15 protein-coding genes are annotated in these 16,339 nt (G+C 71.5%); 8 read left to right on the top strand and 7 right to left on the bottom strand.

All coding sequences use genetic code 11. The annotated features are described in order from the left end of the window. Positions 1-87: 87 nt before the first annotated feature. Positions 88-960, bottom strand: coding sequence for a 16S rRNA (adenine(1518)-N(6)/adenine(1519)-N(6))-dimethyltransferase RsmA (gene rsmA, locus GA0070617_RS05480; protein WP_091434555.1), 873 nt, complete (start codon positions 958-960; stop codon positions 88-90). A gap of 246 nt (positions 961-1,206) precedes the next feature. Between rsmA and GA0070617_RS05475 the strand changes: the two genes are divergently transcribed. Together GA0070617_RS05475 and GA0070617_RS05470 are read left to right on the top strand one after the other, a co-directional pair. Next, entirely contained in the window at positions 1,207-2,565 is a 1,359-nt protein-coding gene (locus GA0070617_RS05475) for a hypothetical protein (protein WP_091434553.1), read from the top strand. 22 nt (positions 2,566-2,587) lie between these two features. Continuing rightward, positions 2,588-3,667 (top strand): hypothetical protein, encoded by a 1,080-nt coding sequence (locus GA0070617_RS05470; RefSeq protein ID WP_091434551.1) that lies wholly within the window; start codon positions 2,588-2,590, stop codon positions 3,665-3,667. Between the two features lie 5 nt (positions 3,668-3,672). Here GA0070617_RS05470 and GA0070617_RS05465 read toward each other — a convergent pair whose 3' ends face one another. Beyond that, positions 3,673-3,945: a hypothetical protein gene (locus GA0070617_RS05465; protein WP_091434548.1), complete on the bottom strand. Its 273-nt coding sequence runs from the start codon at positions 3,943-3,945 to the stop codon at positions 3,673-3,675. 253 nt (positions 3,946-4,198) lie between these two features. Here GA0070617_RS05465 and GA0070617_RS05460 point away from each other — a divergent pair, with 253 nt between their 5' ends. Beyond that, positions 4,199-4,969, top strand: a complete 771-nt coding sequence (locus GA0070617_RS05460) for a helix-turn-helix domain-containing protein (protein WP_091434546.1) — start codon at positions 4,199-4,201, stop codon at positions 4,967-4,969. Continuing rightward, positions 4,960-5,145 carry a DUF397 domain-containing protein gene (locus GA0070617_RS05455; protein ID WP_091434544.1) on the top strand — a complete coding sequence of 62 codons (186 nt, stop codon included), beginning with the start codon at positions 4,960-4,962 and terminating at the stop codon, positions 5,143-5,145. Before GA0070617_RS05460 ends, GA0070617_RS05455 begins: the two co-directional genes overlap by 10 nt. Positions 5,146-5,392: 247 nt before the next feature. Here the strand turns inward: GA0070617_RS05455 and GA0070617_RS05445 are convergent, their stop codons facing one another. The 3 genes from GA0070617_RS05445 to GA0070617_RS29680 form a co-directional block, all read right to left on the bottom strand. Then, a complete protein-coding gene (locus tag GA0070617_RS05445; protein ID WP_091434540.1) occupies positions 5,393-5,992 on the bottom strand; it encodes a hypothetical protein in 600 nt (199 codons plus the stop codon). Positions 5,993-6,082: 90 nt separating this feature from the next. Continuing rightward, complete coding sequence (locus GA0070617_RS05440) at positions 6,083-7,126, bottom strand: TatD family hydrolase (protein ID WP_091434538.1); 1,044 nt, start codon at positions 7,124-7,126, stop codon at positions 6,083-6,085. 119 nt (positions 7,127-7,245) lie between these two features. Then, positions 7,246-8,451 carry a hypothetical protein gene (locus GA0070617_RS29680; protein ID WP_139135584.1) on the bottom strand — a complete coding sequence of 402 codons (1,206 nt, stop codon included), beginning with the start codon at positions 8,449-8,451 and terminating at the stop codon, positions 7,246-7,248. Between the two features lie 154 nt (positions 8,452-8,605). Here GA0070617_RS29680 and GA0070617_RS05430 point away from each other — a divergent pair, with 154 nt between their 5' ends. After that, on the top strand, positions 8,606-9,457 hold the full coding sequence (locus GA0070617_RS05430; RefSeq protein ID WP_091434534.1) for an alpha/beta fold hydrolase: 852 nt from the start codon (positions 8,606-8,608) through the stop codon (positions 9,455-9,457). Between the two features lie 53 nt (positions 9,458-9,510). Here the strand turns inward: GA0070617_RS05430 and metG are convergent, their stop codons facing one another. After that, positions 9,511-11,313: a methionine--tRNA ligase gene (gene metG, locus GA0070617_RS05425; RefSeq protein ID WP_091434533.1), complete on the bottom strand. Its 1,803-nt coding sequence runs from the start codon at positions 11,311-11,313 to the stop codon at positions 9,511-9,513. Between the two features lie 127 nt (positions 11,314-11,440). Here metG and GA0070617_RS05420 point away from each other — a divergent pair, with 127 nt between their 5' ends. After that, positions 11,441-12,334, top strand: a complete 894-nt coding sequence (locus tag GA0070617_RS05420; protein ID WP_229688141.1) for a hypothetical protein — start codon at positions 11,441-11,443, stop codon at positions 12,332-12,334. 83 nt (positions 12,335-12,417) lie between these two features. Here the strand turns inward: GA0070617_RS05420 and rsmI are convergent, their stop codons facing one another. Further along, the gene (gene rsmI / locus GA0070617_RS05415; RefSeq protein ID WP_373868300.1) at positions 12,418-13,263 is read right to left on the bottom strand and encodes a 16S rRNA (cytidine(1402)-2'-O)-methyltransferase; all 846 of its coding nucleotides are present in this window, start codon (positions 13,261-13,263) and stop codon (positions 12,418-12,420) included. Between the two features lie 93 nt (positions 13,264-13,356). Between rsmI and GA0070617_RS05410 the strand changes: the two genes are divergently transcribed. Continuing rightward, positions 13,357-15,144, top strand: coding sequence for a dolichyl-phosphate-mannose--protein mannosyltransferase (locus GA0070617_RS05410; protein WP_091434528.1), 1,788 nt, complete (start codon positions 13,357-13,359; stop codon positions 15,142-15,144). Between the two features lie 498 nt (positions 15,145-15,642). Further along, complete coding sequence (locus tag GA0070617_RS05405; protein WP_091445930.1) at positions 15,643-16,296, top strand: 4'-phosphopantetheinyl transferase family protein; 654 nt, start codon at positions 15,643-15,645, stop codon at positions 16,294-16,296. The last annotated feature ends 43 nt before the right edge of the window (positions 16,297-16,339 follow it).

Genomic DNA, 16,339 nt, shown 5'->3' with positions numbered 1-16,339 from the left:
GTGGGCGGGTCACCAGGTGACCCGCGTACTCGTCCTGCGGATTCTGCTGCACGCGCCGGGCTCGTGCGAGACCGGCACCGCGACAGCCTAGTGGGCCGCCGGCGTACCGGTCGGGGCCGACGCGGCGATGGCGGCGAACTGCTCGACGGTGAGTGACTCACCCCTCGCGCTGGGGTCGACCCCGGCGGCGGTGAGCGCGGCGGCGGCCCGGTCCGCGCCGCCGGCCCAGCCGGCCAACGCGGCGCGCAGGGTCTTACGGCGCTGCGCGAACGCCGCGTCCACCACGGCGAAGACCCGTTTACGGGGTACGTCGGGTCGGGGCGGTTCGCGTCGGGTGAAGGCGACCAGCCCCGAGTCGACGTTCGGCACCGGCCAGAACACGTTCGGCGGCACCCGGCCGGCGGAACGGGCCCGGGAGTACCAGGCGAGCTTGACCGACGGGATGCCGTACACCTTGGAACCGGGACCGGCGACCAGCCGGTCGGCCACCTCCTTCTGCACCATCACCAGGCCGTGCCGGAGGGTGGGCAGCTCGGCCAGCAGGTGCAGGACCACCGGCACGGCGACGTTGTACGGCAGGTTCGCCACCAGCGCGGTCGGGCCGGGTTCGCCCAGGTCGGCGGCGGTGACCCGGAGCGCGTCGGCCCGGTGCACGGTCAGCCGGTCGGCGTACGGGCCGGCGTGCCGGGCGGCGGTCTCGGGCAGCGCGGCGGCCAGCGTGGGGTCGATCTCCACGGCGTGCACCCCGGCGGCGACCGGGAGCAGCGCCAGGGTGAGCGAGCCGAGCCCCGGGCCGACCTCCAGCGCCACGTCGTCCGGGGTGAGCCCGGCGGCGGTGACGATCCGGCGGACGGTGTTCGGGTCGTGCACGAAGTTCTGGCCGAGCTTCTTCGTCGGTGCCACGCCCAACCGGGCGGCGAGTTCCCGGATCTGCGCCGGTCCGAGCAGGTCTACGGCCATGACCCGACAGCCTACGGCTCACCCTCTGGAAAGGAAGGGCCCCCTATTAACGCATCCGGTATAGCGGGGTTCCCCTCTCACCGGCCCGAGCGGCTCGACCCGAGCGGATCCGGCCCGCCCCGAACTGCCCCGACACGACGTCGGCGGGCGGCCAGGAGAAGGTATGACACGGGTCACATTTCCGAACGGTCGCTCGTCGTGCCCGTCAGTCAGCAGAAGCGCGCAGAGCCGGAAGGACCAGCCACGATGCCCCCACGACCGACCGGAACGCCAGTCGAGCCCACCCCACCGACCGGAGTACCCCGCCAGCCCACCCGACCGACCGGGATACCCGTCGATCCCACCCCCCGCGCCGAGACGGCGAACGCCTGGACCGACGAGCAGTGGATCGCGTTCACCCGGCACTACCTGGCTGCCCATGCTGAGGGTCGCCTCCGGGGCGACCGCGCGCACTGGCTCATGACCCCGCAGGACCGGTGGGCCCTGCGGGCCCTACGCGGGTGGGTCGACCCGAAGAGCAAGGACTGGCTCGGCCCGGCGAGGATGCCCGCCGCCATCCGCCAACGTCTCGAAGACAACGGCCTCCTACCGGCGGGAACAGCCGTCTTCGCCCGGTACTACACCCACCGTTACGAGTACAGCTCCGCGGCCTACGCCGCAGCCGGCAAGGCCCACCTGGCACGGTACTCGGCACCGCCGCCACCCACGGCCACGGCGGCACAGCCCTCACCGGCGGACCGGCCTCGGGACAAGAGCGCCCGGGCCCCCGCCCCGCACGGCCACGGCCCGGCCGAGGCAGGCGAGAGTTCCCGCCAGGGTGGTGACGGTCCGGCCCAGGCGGGCCGGGGTGCCGTTCCCGCGGGCGAGAGTTCCCGGCAGGGTGGGCAGGGCTCCCGCCCGGACAGCCGGGGACCGACGAACATCAGCATCCAGGGCACAGTGGTCTACCCGCGGACGGTCAGCCACGCCTGGAACAGCGAGAACGGGATCCGCCGGGTCGAGCGGCAGTCGATGAGCATCGACATCCGCGACCGGCTGGAGCGACCCCATCTCCACGACATCGACGATCACCAACTGAGGACCTGGATCGCCGCCGGCTGGCAACCGAGGAACGTGCCACCGGACTCGGATTTCGCCCTGCGCTATGACTGGGCGAAGAACACGATGCAGGTGCCCGCCCAGCCCGACCGTCCGGAGACGTTCGTCCCCAGCCCGCATCGACCGACCACGTACGTGACGCTCGGCACGCCGGACGCTCCGCCGCCGTACCAGCAGACCCGCCCGCCCACCCCGCGGCTCCCGCAGCCCCGGGACGCCGACAACCAACCGCTGACCCTGCCGGCGTACGCGTTCAACGCACCCACCGGACAGCAGAATCCGGAGTCGACCCAGGGAACGCCGCCGGACTACCCACGACGGCAGCCGCCCGCCCTGACTGCCCCGACTCCGACGTCGACGTTCCAGGTCGACCAGGCGGCGAACCTCCAGTCACCCCAGCACGGCGCAGCCGGCTCGGCCACCGTCGCACCGTCGTCTGCCCCGAGCCGGCCAACCTCTCCGGCCTCCCTGCCCCGCCCCGGCACCGCCCGTTCCGGGCGCACCTGATGACACCAACAGGAGGGTCCTCGTGAACACCTGGAACGATGCCGACTGGATCGCCTTCACCGGCCACTACCTGACCGCACGCCGCAGTGGGCTCACCGTCGACAACGTCCGGGACTGGCGTACGACCACCGCCGACAACTGGGCCCTGCGAGCCCTCGGTGACTGGACCAACCAGGAGAGCGCCCAGTGGCTGGGCCCTACGACCATGCCCGTCCGGGTGCGCCGACTACTCGAATCGGACGGCCTGCTGCCCGAGGGAAGCGCCCGCTTCGTCCGGGTAGGCACGCGAAGACTGGAGTACAGCTCCGACGTCTACGCCCTCGCCGCCCGGGCCTACCTGGACAGATGCCGGAGCCAGGGACGACAACCCCAGAAGAACGACCGCATCCGCGTCCCGGCGATGATCATCCATCCCCGAACGTTCAGTCGGCTCTGGGCGAGGAATCCACGGAACTACCGGATCGAACGGGGCGGACACGTCTCCGTCGCGGTGGGCCGGCGCATGACCGAACCACACCGGTTCGCCATCGACGACCACGAGCTGAACGCCTGGCACCGGGCCGGCTGGGCGCCGAGGAACCTGCACACCGATCAGCGCCTCGCCGAACTGAACGCGCGGTACGCCTGGTTGAGCAGTGTCGAGATCCGCCCCGCGGACCGCAGCGATCCGGCGACGTTCGTGCCGGGTCCGAGCCGGCCCAGCACGTTCCACGTAGCCAGCACTCCCCCGTACCTGGCGCACCCCAGCCCGGGGGAACGTCGAATCACCGAGGCCGAGTACGACCGGATCAACCTGCCGGAGTACCGCCCGCGACAGGCGGCGGTGCCCGACGTGGCCCAGCTGGCCGAAGCGCCGCGACGAAACCAGGTCCGCCCGGACGCCCCACTCGGCACCCGCGCCTCCGGCGCACCCATCCAACGTCGACCCGTCCCCGGTCAGTCGAACCCCACGACGGCCACACCCGACGTGGCCCGCATGGCCGAAGCACGGCTACGAAACCAGGTCCGCCCGGACGCCCCACTCGGCACCAACACATCCGGCACACCCATCCAACGCCGCCCCGTCCCCAATCAGCCGAACCCCGGGCGCGGCCCGCGCTGAGCGGGCTACTCACGGCGGCGGGCCCAGTCGACGAAACGATCGTCGAGGGTCGCCGGCGGGATCGGCTGCCCGAGATCGGCGAGTTGGGCCGCGGCCTGCTCCCGGAGGCCGGTCAGGTGGGTCACCAACCCCGCCCGGTCCGCCCGGAACCGCCCCAGCAGGCGGAGCTTCGCCGCCGAGCAGGGCCAACTGGTCCCGCACGCCTGACACCGCCAGGCCGGCCGGGTCGGCTCGTGCGCCAGGCGGTACCGACGCTGGTTCGAATACGGGTGCGGCATCGTTTCCTCCCAGCGGCCGGCCCGGCGGCCGGTGCGACATCGTTCACTGCAGCGGTCGTCCGGGGTGGACGGGAGCCGGCGTGGGCAGGGCGGGCCCGCGCCGGCTCCCGGTGACGTACGTGACCGCCGGGTCAGGGGGATCGACCTCCACCGGCCACGCCGTCCTGGACACCACCTTCCGGCACGTCACCGGACAACTACAGGTCGTAGCGATATGGTGCGTGGATATTCGTTGCTACCCCCGGGGAGAGCCATGAACGACCTGCTCCGAGCAGCTCTGCACGAGACCGGGCACACCTTGGAGTCCCTCGCGGAGCGAGTCGGTGTCGACCCGAAGACGCCCGCCCGGTGGCTGCGGGAGGACCGGGTGCCGCATCCCCGGCACCGGGCGGCGGCAGCCGAGGCGCTCGGCCGGGACATCGTGGACATCTGGCCGGACACCACCAGACGTCGGGAGCCCATCTGGTTTCGTCCCTGGCAGGACATCGAGAGCGAGGCGGTGCTGCTGCGGTCGTACCAGTCGACGGTGTTGCCCGGGTTGCTCCAGACCGAGGCCTACGCCCGCGCCGTGCTCACCGGCGGTGGTCTGCTGCCCCGCCAGGACATCGAGCGGCACGTGGCCAACCGGCTGGCCCGGCAGGCCATTCTCGCCCGGCCGGAGAACCCGCCGCGGCTGGCCGCCGTGGTCGACGAGTCGGTGCTACGCCGCCCGGTCGGCGGCCGGGCGACCATGCGCGAGCAGTTGACCGCGCTGGTCACCGCCGCCCAGGCCGACCATGTCAAGATCCAGGTGGTGCCCGCCACGGTCGGGGCCTACGCCGGGCTGAACGGGCCGTTCGTGCTGGCCACCGCCGACGACCACCAGATGGCCGGTTACCTGGACAACCAGTTGCAGGGCACTGTGGTCAGCGACGCCGACGACATCGCGGCGATACTGAACGTCTGGGAGAACGTGCGGGCCGAGGCGCTCTCCCACTGGCAGTCAGTCGACCTGATCAGCGAGGTGGCCGAGACATGGACCTGACCGGAGCACGGTGGCGCACCAGCACCCGCAGCAGCGGCAACGGCGGCGACTGCGTCGAGGTGGCCGACAATCTGCCCGACCTGGTCGCGGTACGCGACTCCAAGGACCCGACCGGGCCCGCCCTCACCTTCTCCCCCGCCACCTGGCACACCTTCCTCACCCACCTCAAGGGGTAAGGAAGGGCCCCCTGTTAACGCTTTCGGTATAGCAGGGCACCCCTCTCACCACCGCCGGGACGCCGCCACGAACCGAGACAACGCCACGAACCGAGACAACGCAACGAACCGGGACGCCGCCACGAACCGGGACGCCGCCGCGAACCGAGGCGCCGCCGCGAACCGAGGCAGCGCCATAAGCCGAGGCGCCGCCACGAACCGAGGCAGCGCCATAAGCCGAGGCAGCGCCACGAGCCGAGGCGCTAGTTCACGGCCTGCCGACGCCCGGGAGCTGCCCGGCTCCGGCCCCACCTCTCGGGTTGTACGGGGAGGGCCACGAGTACTCACTCCTAGGTGGAGGTGAACTGCCACCGGGCACGGGAAGAGCGGCAGCCGACGCGACACCCGTCGCCCGGCCAGCACCACCGGCACCTCGAAGGCCGGTATAGACCCTGTTGTACTCACGCGTAGCGTCCAGCAGCCTCTCGGACGCGGCGAGATTTGCTTCCTGCCCGACATCGAGGCCAGCTGTTCTGAGCCGACCGATCAGATCCTGGACCAGCTTCGCCGTGAGGAGATTCCGCCGGGCCGAGGCGAATTCGATGTGGTGGATCTCCGAGGCAGCAGGGAAATTCGTCCTGGAGTCGATCCGGTAGACCTCCAGGGCGTTGATCCCGCTCCAACTCCGGGTATCGACGTGGATCTGCTCGTGGGGGTAGAGATTGATGCGCAGAGTGAACATTCCGGAGTCCGGGCCGTGCTCGTCGCTGGGCGCGAAAGAACAGCGCCTGCCGGCCATGAGATAGCGGTAGGCGGTGTATTCGAACGAATGTCGGGCGGTGTCAGCGGATTGTGCGGACGACTCCATGGACCACTCCGGGCGGGTGCGGCGACGAGACACCATCCTCTACGTGGTCCGCAGACTTCGGTTCAGGCCCGCTTCGAGAGAACGTCCAGGTCAGAGCCAGGGGCCGAAGGCGCGTTCGCCGTTGGCCGACAGGTGGCCGCAGAGCGTCGCCAGGTCGACACCGGTGGTCGCGGCGAGGGACCGCACGGTCAGCGGGATCAGGTACGAGGCGTTCGGCCGCCCCCGGTACGGCGTGGGCGTCAGGTACGGCGCATCCGTCTCCACCAGCAGCTGCTCCGGTGGGGTGACGGCGGCGGCTGCCCGCAGCGCGTGGGCGCTGGCGAAGGTGACCGTGCCGGCGAAGCTGAGCAGGTAGCCCCGGCGGACGCACTCGGCGGCGAACCCGGCGTCACCGGAGAAGCAGTGCAGCACCACCGTGTCGGGTGCGCCCTCGTCGTCCAGGATGCGCAGCACGTCGGCGTGCGCGTCCCGGTCGTGGATCACCAGGGTCTTGCCGTACCGCTTGGCGATGGCGATGTGTGCCCGGAAGCTCTCCTCCTGCACTGCCCGACCGTCCTCGCCGGTGCGGAAGAAGTCCATCCCGGTCTCGCCGATGCCGCGTACCTCGTCCAGCGCGGCGAGGGCCTCGATCTCGCGCAGCGCGGCGTCCAGGTCGGCCAGCCGGGGGGCCTCGTTCGGGTGCAGCGCGACGGTGGCCAGCACCGCCGGGTGCCGGGCCGCGAGCCGCGCCCCCCACCGCGACGACTCGACGTCCACCCCGACCTGGACCAGCCGGTCCACCCCGGCGGCGGCGGCGACCCGCACGATGGCGTCGACCGGATCGGTCACCAGCCCGGAGTCGGCGGCGGCGACCGCGTCGGCGGCGGCCAGCGGATCCACCGCGGCCAGCGCGCCGGTCGCGGCCACCGCGTTCACGGCGGCCCCGGTCACCGCCGAGGTGGCGGCGGTATCGACCGTCGCCGCCGCCTCGTCGGGCGCGCCCGACCCGAACAGGGGTACGCCGGCCTCGGCGACCGTGATGTCCAGGTGGGTGTGGCTGTCCGGTACGGCCACCGGCAGCGGCTCGGGCGCGGGCGGGAACTCGCCGGCCCGGCGGGCGGCGCGCTGCTTGCGGGACTCAGTCGGCTCATTCATCACCTGGCGAGGATCACACACCCACCCCCGGGGCCGGGGCTCCCGGCCTCTTCCCCGCCCAGAGATCGTCCCCACTCGGGAGGCAGGGTGTCCACGAGAGGTGGGCCCGGCCGCCGAGGTCACCGACGACCGGGGCGTCGACCTGCCGTATCGCCTCTGAGCAGGGGCGGCCCGGACAGGCTGGGAAGACGCAGCGGCGGCACACCGGCGACCGCCCCCGGCACCGTCGCTCGCGCCACCTGATACACCGCCACCGTCCCCTCTGCTGCGACAGTTTCGCGAGCCTTCTTCAACTCCTCGTAAGGCTCCCGCTTCCGGTGATCGGACGGCAGATAGGCATTCGCATAATGGGGATGATCGATGAACACCTCCGCCACCTGCCTCTTGAGGACAATCTTCCCCCTCTTGATGTCACTCAGGTAGGTGTCGGCGGCCTTCAGGTCGCTCGGGGTCATCACCTGGTCCGTGGCGTGGGCTTCGAGGAGCCCGGCCCATTCGGCATCGGCGCGATGTCTGATCTCTCTCGGCGCCCTGGTCGCCAATCCGGTTTTCCTGAACGTCTCAAGGTCCGCATGGTTGACCGAGCCGGGGACGAGGTACTTCTCGGCACTGTCGGGGTGAGCAGCGAAGAACGCCAACTGCTCAGGCCCCAACCGGATTTTGTCTCTTTTGATATCAGCCAGATGCGTGGTGACGGTCTTCTTCGTCCTGGCGTCCACCTGGGCACCGGCTGCGCGCTGCAGGAGAAGATCAGCCCACTCGGAATCAGTACGAGAGCGCCCGGTATGAGGTACGGGCATGGGTACGGGTACGGGAGCTGTCGAGTCACCCTTCCTGAAATCCTGCAGAAGCGAATGATTCTTCGAGCCAACTTTAAGGTACTTGTCCGCATAATTAGGGTGATCGTCGAAGAACTTCAGCTGGGCCCTTCCCAGCCGAGCCCTGTCCGCCTTGATCTCACTCAGATGCTGGACAACCACCTTTTTCTTCGTCCGATCCAGGTCACCCTTCGCGTGGCTTCTCAGAAGCTCGGCCCAGACGAGATCGGCACGAACTCGGCGAGACCCGGCCACTTTCTCAGGAATGTCGACGCAAGCCGTCGGGGCCGCTAGCCGCCCGGATACCGAGAGAGGATCACTTCGCTGATCCCCGCCTTCCGGGTAGCCTTCGCCCGCCCCCTCCGGATGAAGGTCCCTCGACTCCTCAAGGAGTCCGTCCAGCTCACCGGGGTCATATTCCTCACCCCGGTAATCCCCAAAATACCTAGTCAACTCCTCGGCTGAATAATCCCCCATTCCCTCCGCCAACAGCCACGCCTCGCGCAACCCATCTGTATCCGACATTTTCACCCCTGTGCTCTCGGCCCAGTCCCTTCCAACGGACACCGGTCGGGTTCGGTTCAAACGGAGGGGTCGGCATAACGGGCGGCGGGTCGGGTAGGCGTGGGTGTCCGAGACGCCAGTTGATCAGGAGATCCGCATGCCCTTCGTCACCGTCGGCGCGGAGAACCTCGCGCCCATCGACCTGTACTACGAGGACCACGGGTCCGGCCAGCCGGTCGTGTTGATCCACGGGTTCCCGTTCAACGGGGCGACCTGGGAGAAACAGGTCGGGCCGCTGCTCGCGGCGGGATACCGGACGATCACCTACGACCGGCGTGGTTACGGCAGCTCCGCCCAGCCGGCCACCGGGTACGACTACGACACCTTCGCCGCCGACCTGGACGTGCTGCTGACCGAGCTGAACCTGAACAACGTGATCCTGGTCGGGCACTCGATGGGCACCGGTGAGGTGACCCGCTACCTGGGCGCGTACGGGTCGGACCGGGTGGACCGGGCGGTGCTGCTCGCGCCGTTGGCGCCGTACCTGTTGAAGACCGCCGACAACCCCGAGGGGGTCGAGCAGAGCCTCTTCGACGGGTTCAAGAAGGCGATCGTCGACGACCGGTTCGCCTACCTGACCACCTTCTGCGACGCCTTCTTCAACTACCAGCAGAACAAGGGCAAGCTGGTCAGCGAGGAGGCGTACCAGGGGCACTGGCAGATCGGCGCGCGGGCCTCGGCGATCGCCACCCTGAACTCGGTGGACGCCTGGCTCACCGACTTCCGGGGTGACCTGCCCCGGATCGACGTGCCGGTGCTGATCGTCCAGGGCGACCAGGACAACGTGCTGCCGTACGCCAAGACCGGTCAGCGGTTGCAGCCGATGCTGCCCAACAGCGAGCTGGTCACGCTCAAGGGCGCTCCGCACGGCATCCCGTGGACCAACGCGTCCGAGGTGAACCGGGCGATCATGGAGTTCATCGGACAGCCGGCGATGGCCCGCGCCTGACCGACCGCACCACGAAGCGCGGCCCCGGGGACCACCCCCGGGGCCGCGTCGGCTCAGCCTTCGAGGCGGGCCAGCTCCTCCTCGACGATCGACGGGTCGAGCTTGCGGAAGACCGGCTTCGGCGCCGCGAGCGCCCGGCCGGCCTCCACGGGTACGGACTCCCACCGCGCCCCGACCGTGTAGTCACCGGTCAGCACCGGGTACGCCGGCCCGGCGTCGAGATCGTCGACCTCGACGATGGTGGGCATCGGCGCGTGCACGCCGGTGCCGCCGAGCAGCTCGTGGACCTGCTGCGCGGAGTGCGGCAGGAACGGGGTGAGCAGCGTGTTGGCGTCGCTGACCACCTGCAGGACGGTGTGCAGGATGGTGCCCATCCGGGGCTTGTCCGCCTCGGCCTTGAGCTTCCACGGCGCCTGGTCGGACAGGTACCGGTTGGCCTCGGCGACCACCCGCATCGCCTCGCCGATGGCCTGCTTCTGCCGGTGTCGGGCGATCAGGTCGCCCACCGTGTCGAAGCCGGCGCGGGCCACCGCGAGCAGCGCCTCGTCGGCCTCGGTGAGCCCGGCCGGGTCGACCGGCGGGATCGCGCCGAAGTTCTTCGCCGCCATCGAGATCGACCGGTTGACCAGGTTGCCCCAGCCGGCCACCAGCTCGTCGTTGTTGCGGCGGAGGAACTCCGACCAGGTGAAGTCGGTGTCGTTGCTCTCCGGGCCGGCCACCGAGATGAAGTAGCGCAGCGCGTCGGCGTCGTAGCGTTCCAGGAAGTCCCGGACGTAGATGACGACCTTGCGGGAGGAGGAGAACTTGCGACCCTCCATGGTGAGGAACTCGCTGGCCACCACCTCGGTGGGCAGGTTGAGCCGGCCCAGCTCGCCCGGCTCGCCGTCCTTGGCCCCCTCGCCGGAGTACCCGGCCAGCAGGGCCGGCCAGATCACCGAGTGGAAGACGATGTTGTCCTTGCCCATGAAGTAGTAGGCCCGGGCGTCCTTGCCGGCGCCGTCGGTGGACCACCACCTCCGCCAGGCCTCCGGGTCACCCGAGCGGCGGGCCCACTCGATGGAGGCCGACAGGTAGCCGATGACCGCGTCGAACCAGACGTAGATCCGCTTGTCGCCGCGCTCCCGCCAGCCTTCGAGCGGGATCGGCACCCCCCACTCCAGGTCCCGGGTGATGGCCCGGGGCTGCAGGTCGTCGAGGAGGTTCCGGGAGAACCGCAGCACGTTGGGCCGCCAGCCCTCGCGGGTGTCCAGCCAGCCGCGCAGCACGTCGGCCAGGGCGGGCAGGTCGAGGAAGAAGTGCTCGGTCTCGACGAACTGCGGCGTCTCCCCGTTGATCTTCGAGCGGGGGTTGATCAGGTCGACCGGGTCGAGCTGGTTGCCGCAGTTGTCGCACTGGTCGCCCCGGGCGCTGTCGTACCCGCAGATCGGGCAGGTGCCCTCGATGTACCGGTCGGGCAGGGTCCGGCCGGTGGACGGGGAGATCGCCCCCATCGTGGTCTTGGTGACGACGTACCCGTTGTGGTGCAGTCCCTCGAAGAGCTGCTGCACCACGGCGTAGTGGTTGCCGGTGGTGGTCCGGGTGAACAGGTCGTAGGAGAGGCCGAGGCCGAGCAGGTCCTCCACGATCACCCGGTTGTACCGGTCGGCCAGCTCGCGCGGCTTGACGCCCTCGCTGTCCGCCTGCACCTGGATCGGGGTGCCGTGCTCGTCGGTGCCGGAGACCATGAGCACGTCGTGGCCGGCCATCCGCATGTACCGGGCGAAGACGTCGGAGGGTACGCCGAAACCGGAGACGTGGCCGATGTGGCGTGGGCCGTTGGCGTACGGCCAGGCCACCGCCGCGAGAACGTGACTCATGACCAGCAAGCCTAGTGACCGCCCCCGGGTGGCCGCGAACCAATAGGCCCGTCCGGGGCCAACCCTGTCCGAATTGTCGCCGACACGCGGCCTGAGCTGCCCGGGTGCTCCCCTCCGGCGGTGTCCAATGAACATCGTGACTGGCAGAGGAACCGCCCGCGAGTCCGACGACCAGCCGCCGGAGGCACCCGAGGGGCCCACCGGGCCGACTGCGCCGCGCGGTCCGGCGGTCGCCCCCCAGCGCCGCGGTGACCCGACCGCGGTGACCCAGGTGATCGAGACGGTGGTCGAGACGGAGCCGACGACCGGTGCGCCGATGGACGCCGTGCCGAGCCGGGTGCCCGTCCGGCAGCACCGCCGGGCGCCGGCCGCCGACCCCGGTACGACGGACTCCGAGGAGGCGTTCTGGCTGCCGATCGAGGAGGTGCACTGGGACGGCACCCCGATCCGGGCCGAGCGGAAGGCGAAACGCGCCGACGCGTCCCCGGGCGGCTCGACCCGACGCCGGCGGGAGGGCCGGAGCAACCATCCGCCCGATCCGCTGCCCGGCCTCTCCGCCCTGGTGCTGTTCAGCCTGCTGGCCGCGTTCTTCGCCTGGGTCAGCGTCGGGCCGCTGTGGCTGGCGGCGGGGCACGCGACCCGGGGCAGCGTGGTGGTGGGCGAGTGCACCGGCGGCGGGTTGGCGCAGCGTTGCCGGGGCAACTTCGCCGCCGCCGACGGGCGGTTCGTCGCCCACGGGGTACGGCTCAGCGGCGTACCGGCCGACCAGACCGACCCGGGTACGGTGCTGCCGGCCCGGATGACCGGCCCGGAGGGCACCACCGCGTACGCCGACACCGGCGTCGGGCAGCACCTGCGGTGGCTGCTCGGCCTGCTCGCGGTGGCCGGCTGCACCGCCGGCATGGTCCGGTTCGGCGGCGCGACCCGACTGCCCGACCCCCGGCTGCGGCGCTGGGCGGTGGCCGCCACCTGCGCCGGCCCGCTGCTGACCACCCTGGGCTTCCTCGCCGCCGCCTGGTGACCCGACGTCAGGCCACCGCCGGAGCCCGGCGTCAGGGCACCGCCGGACCCCCGACGTCAGGTCACCGCCGGAGCGACGTCAGCTCACTGTGGGCTGTGCACGATGGTGTAGAGCTCCCGGCGGCGCAGGCCGTGTTCGGCGGCGACCTCGGTGATCGCGTCCCGCCGGGACAGCCCGGCGGCCTCCCGTCCGGCCACCTCGGCGCGCAGCGTGCCGTCGTCCGGCCGCTGCCCGGCGGTCGGCACGGCACCGGCCACCACCAGGGTGATCTCGCCGCGCGGTGTCGCCTCGGCGGCCCACCGGGCCAGCTCGCCCAGCGGGCGGCGGACCACCTCCTCGTAGGTCTTGGTCAGCTCCCGGCAGAGCGCGGCGGGCCGGTCGGAGCCGAACTCGGCGGCCAGGTCGGCGAGCGCGCCGACGATCCGGTGGGTGGCCTCGAAGAGCACCAGGGTCCGCTCCTCGGTGGCCAGCGAGCGCAGCCGGGCCCGGCGGGCGGCGGGGGCGCGGGGCAGGAACCCCTCGAAGCAGAACCGGTCGCTGGGCAGCCCGGACAGCGCCAACGCGGTGGTCACCGCGCTGGGGCCGGGCGCGGCGGTGACCGGCACGCCCGCCGCCAGCGCGGCGGTGACCAGCCGGTAGCCGGGGTCCGACACGCTGGGCATGCCGCCGTCGGTGACCAGGGCGACGTGGTGCCCGGCGCGCAGCACGTCGACCAGTTCGGGGGTACGCCGTTCCTCGTTGCCCTCGAAGTACGACACGATCCGGCCCTCGATGCGTACGTCGAGGTCCTTGGCGAGCCGGGTCAGCCGGCGGGTGTCCTCGGCGGCGACCACGTCGACGGTGGCGAGGACCTCGCGGAGCCGGGTGGAGGCGTCGGCCGGGTTGCCCAGCGGCGCGCCGAGCAGCACCAGGCGTCCACTTTCCGACATTTCGCCCACGGGACGCGCTCCTTCATCGACGGATGTACCAAATATCGGGGACGACCGGCGCCACCGGGCACCCCAGCAGCCTACGATCGCCGGGTGACGAGTGCGTCGACAGCGCAGAGCGCGGGCTCCGGCCAGGCCGAATCGGAAGAACCGGGCAACGGCACCAGGGTCCCCGACCCGCCGGAGGCGCCGACCGCCAGTGGCGGTGGTGGTGGCATCCCCACCATCGTCCGGCGTCGCCTGGCCACCGTCGAGGCCCGGCTGGACCTGCACTCCTGGCTGGCCACCGCCGTGGTGGTGGCGATCGCCGCGATCCTGCGCCTGGTCGGCATCACGTACCCCAAGGGCAAGATCTTCGACGAGGTCTACTACGCCCGGGAGGGCTGGCAGCTCGTCGACAAGGGCGTCGAGTGGAACTACAAGGACGACGTCCCGGCGTACGTCGTGCACCCGCCGCTCGGCAAGTGGCTGATCGGCGCCGGCGAGTGGGCCTTCGGGTACGTCGACGTCGAGCAGGGGTTCAACGTCCCCGGTCGGCTGATGACCACCGCACCGGAGTTCGGCTGGCGGATCTCGGCCGCGCTGGCCGGCATCCTGTCGGTGCTGCTGCTGGTGCGCATCGGCCGGCGGATGTTCCGCTCCACCGTGCTGGGCTGCACCGCCGGGCTGCTGCTCGCCCTCGACGGCTTCCACCTGGTGCTCTCCCGCACCGCCCTGCTCGACATCTTCCTGCTGCTGTTCGTACTGGCCGCCTTCGGGGCGCTGGTGCTCGACCGGGACGCCCGCCGTCGCCGCTGGCAGCAGGCCCTCGACGCCGGGCTGGACCCGTCCCGCCCGGGTGCGGCCGGTCGCCCGGCCGGCGGCTGGCGCAGCTGGCCCTGGTGGCGGCTGGCCGCCGGGGTGCTGCTCGGGATGGGCATCGCGGTGAAGTGGAGCGCGCTCTACTTCGTACCGGCGTTCGTGCTGTTGGTGTTGCTCTGGGAGGTCGGGGCCCGCCGCTCCGCCGGGGTACGCCGACCGTGGCGGGACGCGTTCCGCGCCGAGCTGCCCTGGCTGCTGCTGACCGCGGTGGTGATGAGCCTGACCTACCTGGCCGCCTGGTCCGGCTGGTTCCTCACCGACCACGGCTACTACCGGCTCGCCGAGCGGTACCCGAACACCCCCGGCCTCAGCGACACCCCGTTCCTCGGCCCGCTGAAGAACCTGTACGAGTACCACATGGCGGCGTACAGCTTCCACGCCGGCCTCTCCGAGCCGCACAAGTACCAGTCCTGGCCGTGGCAGTGGCTGCTGCTCGGCCGGCCGGTGGCCTTCCACTACTCCGGCGACGGCCCCTGCGGGGCGGCGAGCTGCGCCTCCGAGGTGCTGCTGCTCGGCACCCCGCTGCTGTGGTGGTCGTTCCTGCCGGCGCTGGCCGGTACCGCGTGGCTGGGCCTGGCCCGGCGCGACTGGCGGGCCGGGGCGATCCTGCTCTGCGTCGCCTTCGGCCTGCTGCCCTGGTTCTGGTACGCCCTCGACGGCCGGACGATGTTCTCCTTCTACACCGCCCCGGCCCTGCCGTTCCTGGTCCTGGCGGTGACGTACGTGCTCGGCGCGATCGTCACCCCGGCCGACCCACCCGGCGCCCTCGGCAAGACCGGCGCAACCGGCGGGGCTGATCCCGCCGGTGGGGTCGGCGCAGCCGGTGGGGTCGCGACGGCGCGGGACGCCGAGGCCGAGCAGGCGCGGGCCGACCGGCGGCTGGTGGGTGCGTTCATCGTGGGCGCGTACGTGCTGCTGGTCGCGCTCTGCTTCGCGTACTTCTATCCGATCTTCGTCGGGACGATCCTCACCAACGCCGAGTGGTCCGCCCGGATGTGGCTCGACGGCCGCTGGATCTGACCCCGGTGCAAGGAAGGGCCCCCGCTTAACGCCTCAGGTAGAGCGGGGTGCCCTTCTCACCGGGAACAGCCACCGGCTTCCGCCCCACGCAGCTTCCGTCCCAACAAAGACGCGCGCCCCGATCGCCTGCCACGGGGGAAGCGGGCGATTGGGGCGCGCAAGGGAAGCTTAACCACCATGCACCACTGGCACAACGGGTCAACTTGTTTCAGATTTCCGACGGATGCGTTGACGGCCATATGGTTTACATCCGGCACCTAACGGACAGTCATCTCTTCGGCGCGGGGCGCAGCACCCACGCGTACGGCAGGGACGCGCGCCCCCACCGCCACGGTCGGCTGCAGTACCGTCACCGCATGGCTCGCAGCACCCGGCACCGACCCTCCACTACGGACGCGACGAGCCGGGCGGGGCAGGGCCCACCCACTCCGGCGCCACGCACCGACCAGGCCGTCGACCGGGTCCGGCTGTGGTCGTACCCGGGCGGGGGTGTGGGTGATGCGTGACCTGCTGCCGCCGACCGTGGCGGTCGCGGTGGCCGGGCCGGCGGACTGGACCGGGACGTTGCTGCCGGCCGAGCAGGCCTGCCTCGGCGAGCGGGCGGTGGAGAGCCGGCGGCGGGACTTCACCGCCGGCCGGGTCTGCGCCCGGCGGGCGATGGGTGCCCTCGGCCTGCCGCCGACCCCGGTGCCCGCGGCGGACCGGGCCCCGGTCTGGCCGGCCGGCGTGGTCGGCACGATCACCCACACCCGGGGGTACTGCGCGGCGGCGGCGGCCCGGACCACCGAGATCCGGTCGGTGGGCATGGACGCCGAACGGCACAAGGTCCTCGAAGCCGGGGTACGCCGACTGATCTGCCTGCCCGAGGAGGAGGAGTGGTGCGCCCGGCTGCCCGCCGGGGTGTCCTGGCCGGCGGTGATCTTCAGCGCCAAGGAGACCGTCTACAAGGTCTGGCATCCGATCGTCGGCAGCTGGCTCGACTTCCACGACGCCCGGGTCGAGCTGGACCCGGAGGCGGGCACCTTCACCGCGTCAATCGCGCCGGCCCGCCTCGACGCGGCGGCTGACCTGGACCCGCCGCGGACCATCGTCGGACGGTTCGCCGTCGAGACCGACCTGGTCCGCACCGCCGCCGTCCTCGGCCTCCGCTGACCCGGCGACTGTTCGAACCGATCAGCCGACGACCTGGCACCGG

It is taken from the genome of Micromonospora yangpuensis (genome assembly GCF_900091615.1).
GTDB lineage: Bacteria > Actinomycetota > Actinomycetes > Mycobacteriales > Micromonosporaceae > Micromonospora > Micromonospora yangpuensis.
This window is presented reverse-complemented; position numbering and strand designations above follow the sequence as displayed.

Bases quoted from the DNA above. Each gene is read 5' to 3' on its own strand.
- rsmA (WP_091434555.1), bottom strand. From the start codon at position 960: ATGGCCGTAGACCTGCTCGGACCGGCGCAGATCCGGGAACTCGCCGCC.
- GA0070617_RS05475 (WP_091434553.1), top strand. From the start codon at position 1,207: ATGCCCCCACGACCGACCGGAACGCCAGTCGAGCCCACCCCACCGACC.
- GA0070617_RS05465 (WP_091434548.1), bottom strand. From the start codon at position 3,945: ATGCCGCACCCGTATTCGAACCAGCGTCGGTACCGCCTGGCGCACGAG.
- GA0070617_RS05460 (WP_091434546.1), top strand. From the start codon at position 4,199: ATGAACGACCTGCTCCGAGCAGCTCTGCACGAGACCGGGCACACCTTG.
- GA0070617_RS05455 (WP_091434544.1), top strand. From the start codon at position 4,960: ATGGACCTGACCGGAGCACGGTGGCGCACCAGCACCCGCAGCAGCGGC.
- GA0070617_RS05445 (WP_091434540.1), bottom strand. From the start codon at position 5,992: ATGGAGTCGTCCGCACAATCCGCTGACACCGCCCGACATTCGTTCGAA.
- GA0070617_RS05440 (WP_091434538.1), bottom strand. From the start codon at position 7,126: ATGAATGAGCCGACTGAGTCCCGCAAGCAGCGCGCCGCCCGCCGGGCC.
- GA0070617_RS05430 (WP_091434534.1), top strand. From the start codon at position 8,606: ATGCCCTTCGTCACCGTCGGCGCGGAGAACCTCGCGCCCATCGACCTG.
- metG (WP_091434533.1), bottom strand. From the start codon at position 11,313: ATGAGTCACGTTCTCGCGGCGGTGGCCTGGCCGTACGCCAACGGCCCA.
- GA0070617_RS05420 (WP_229688141.1), top strand. From the start codon at position 11,441: ATGAACATCGTGACTGGCAGAGGAACCGCCCGCGAGTCCGACGACCAG.
- rsmI (WP_373868300.1), bottom strand. From the start codon at position 13,263: ATGTCGGAAAGTGGACGCCTGGTGCTGCTCGGCGCGCCGCTGGGCAAC.
- GA0070617_RS05405 (WP_091445930.1), top strand. From the start codon at position 15,643: ATGCGTGACCTGCTGCCGCCGACCGTGGCGGTCGCGGTGGCCGGGCCG.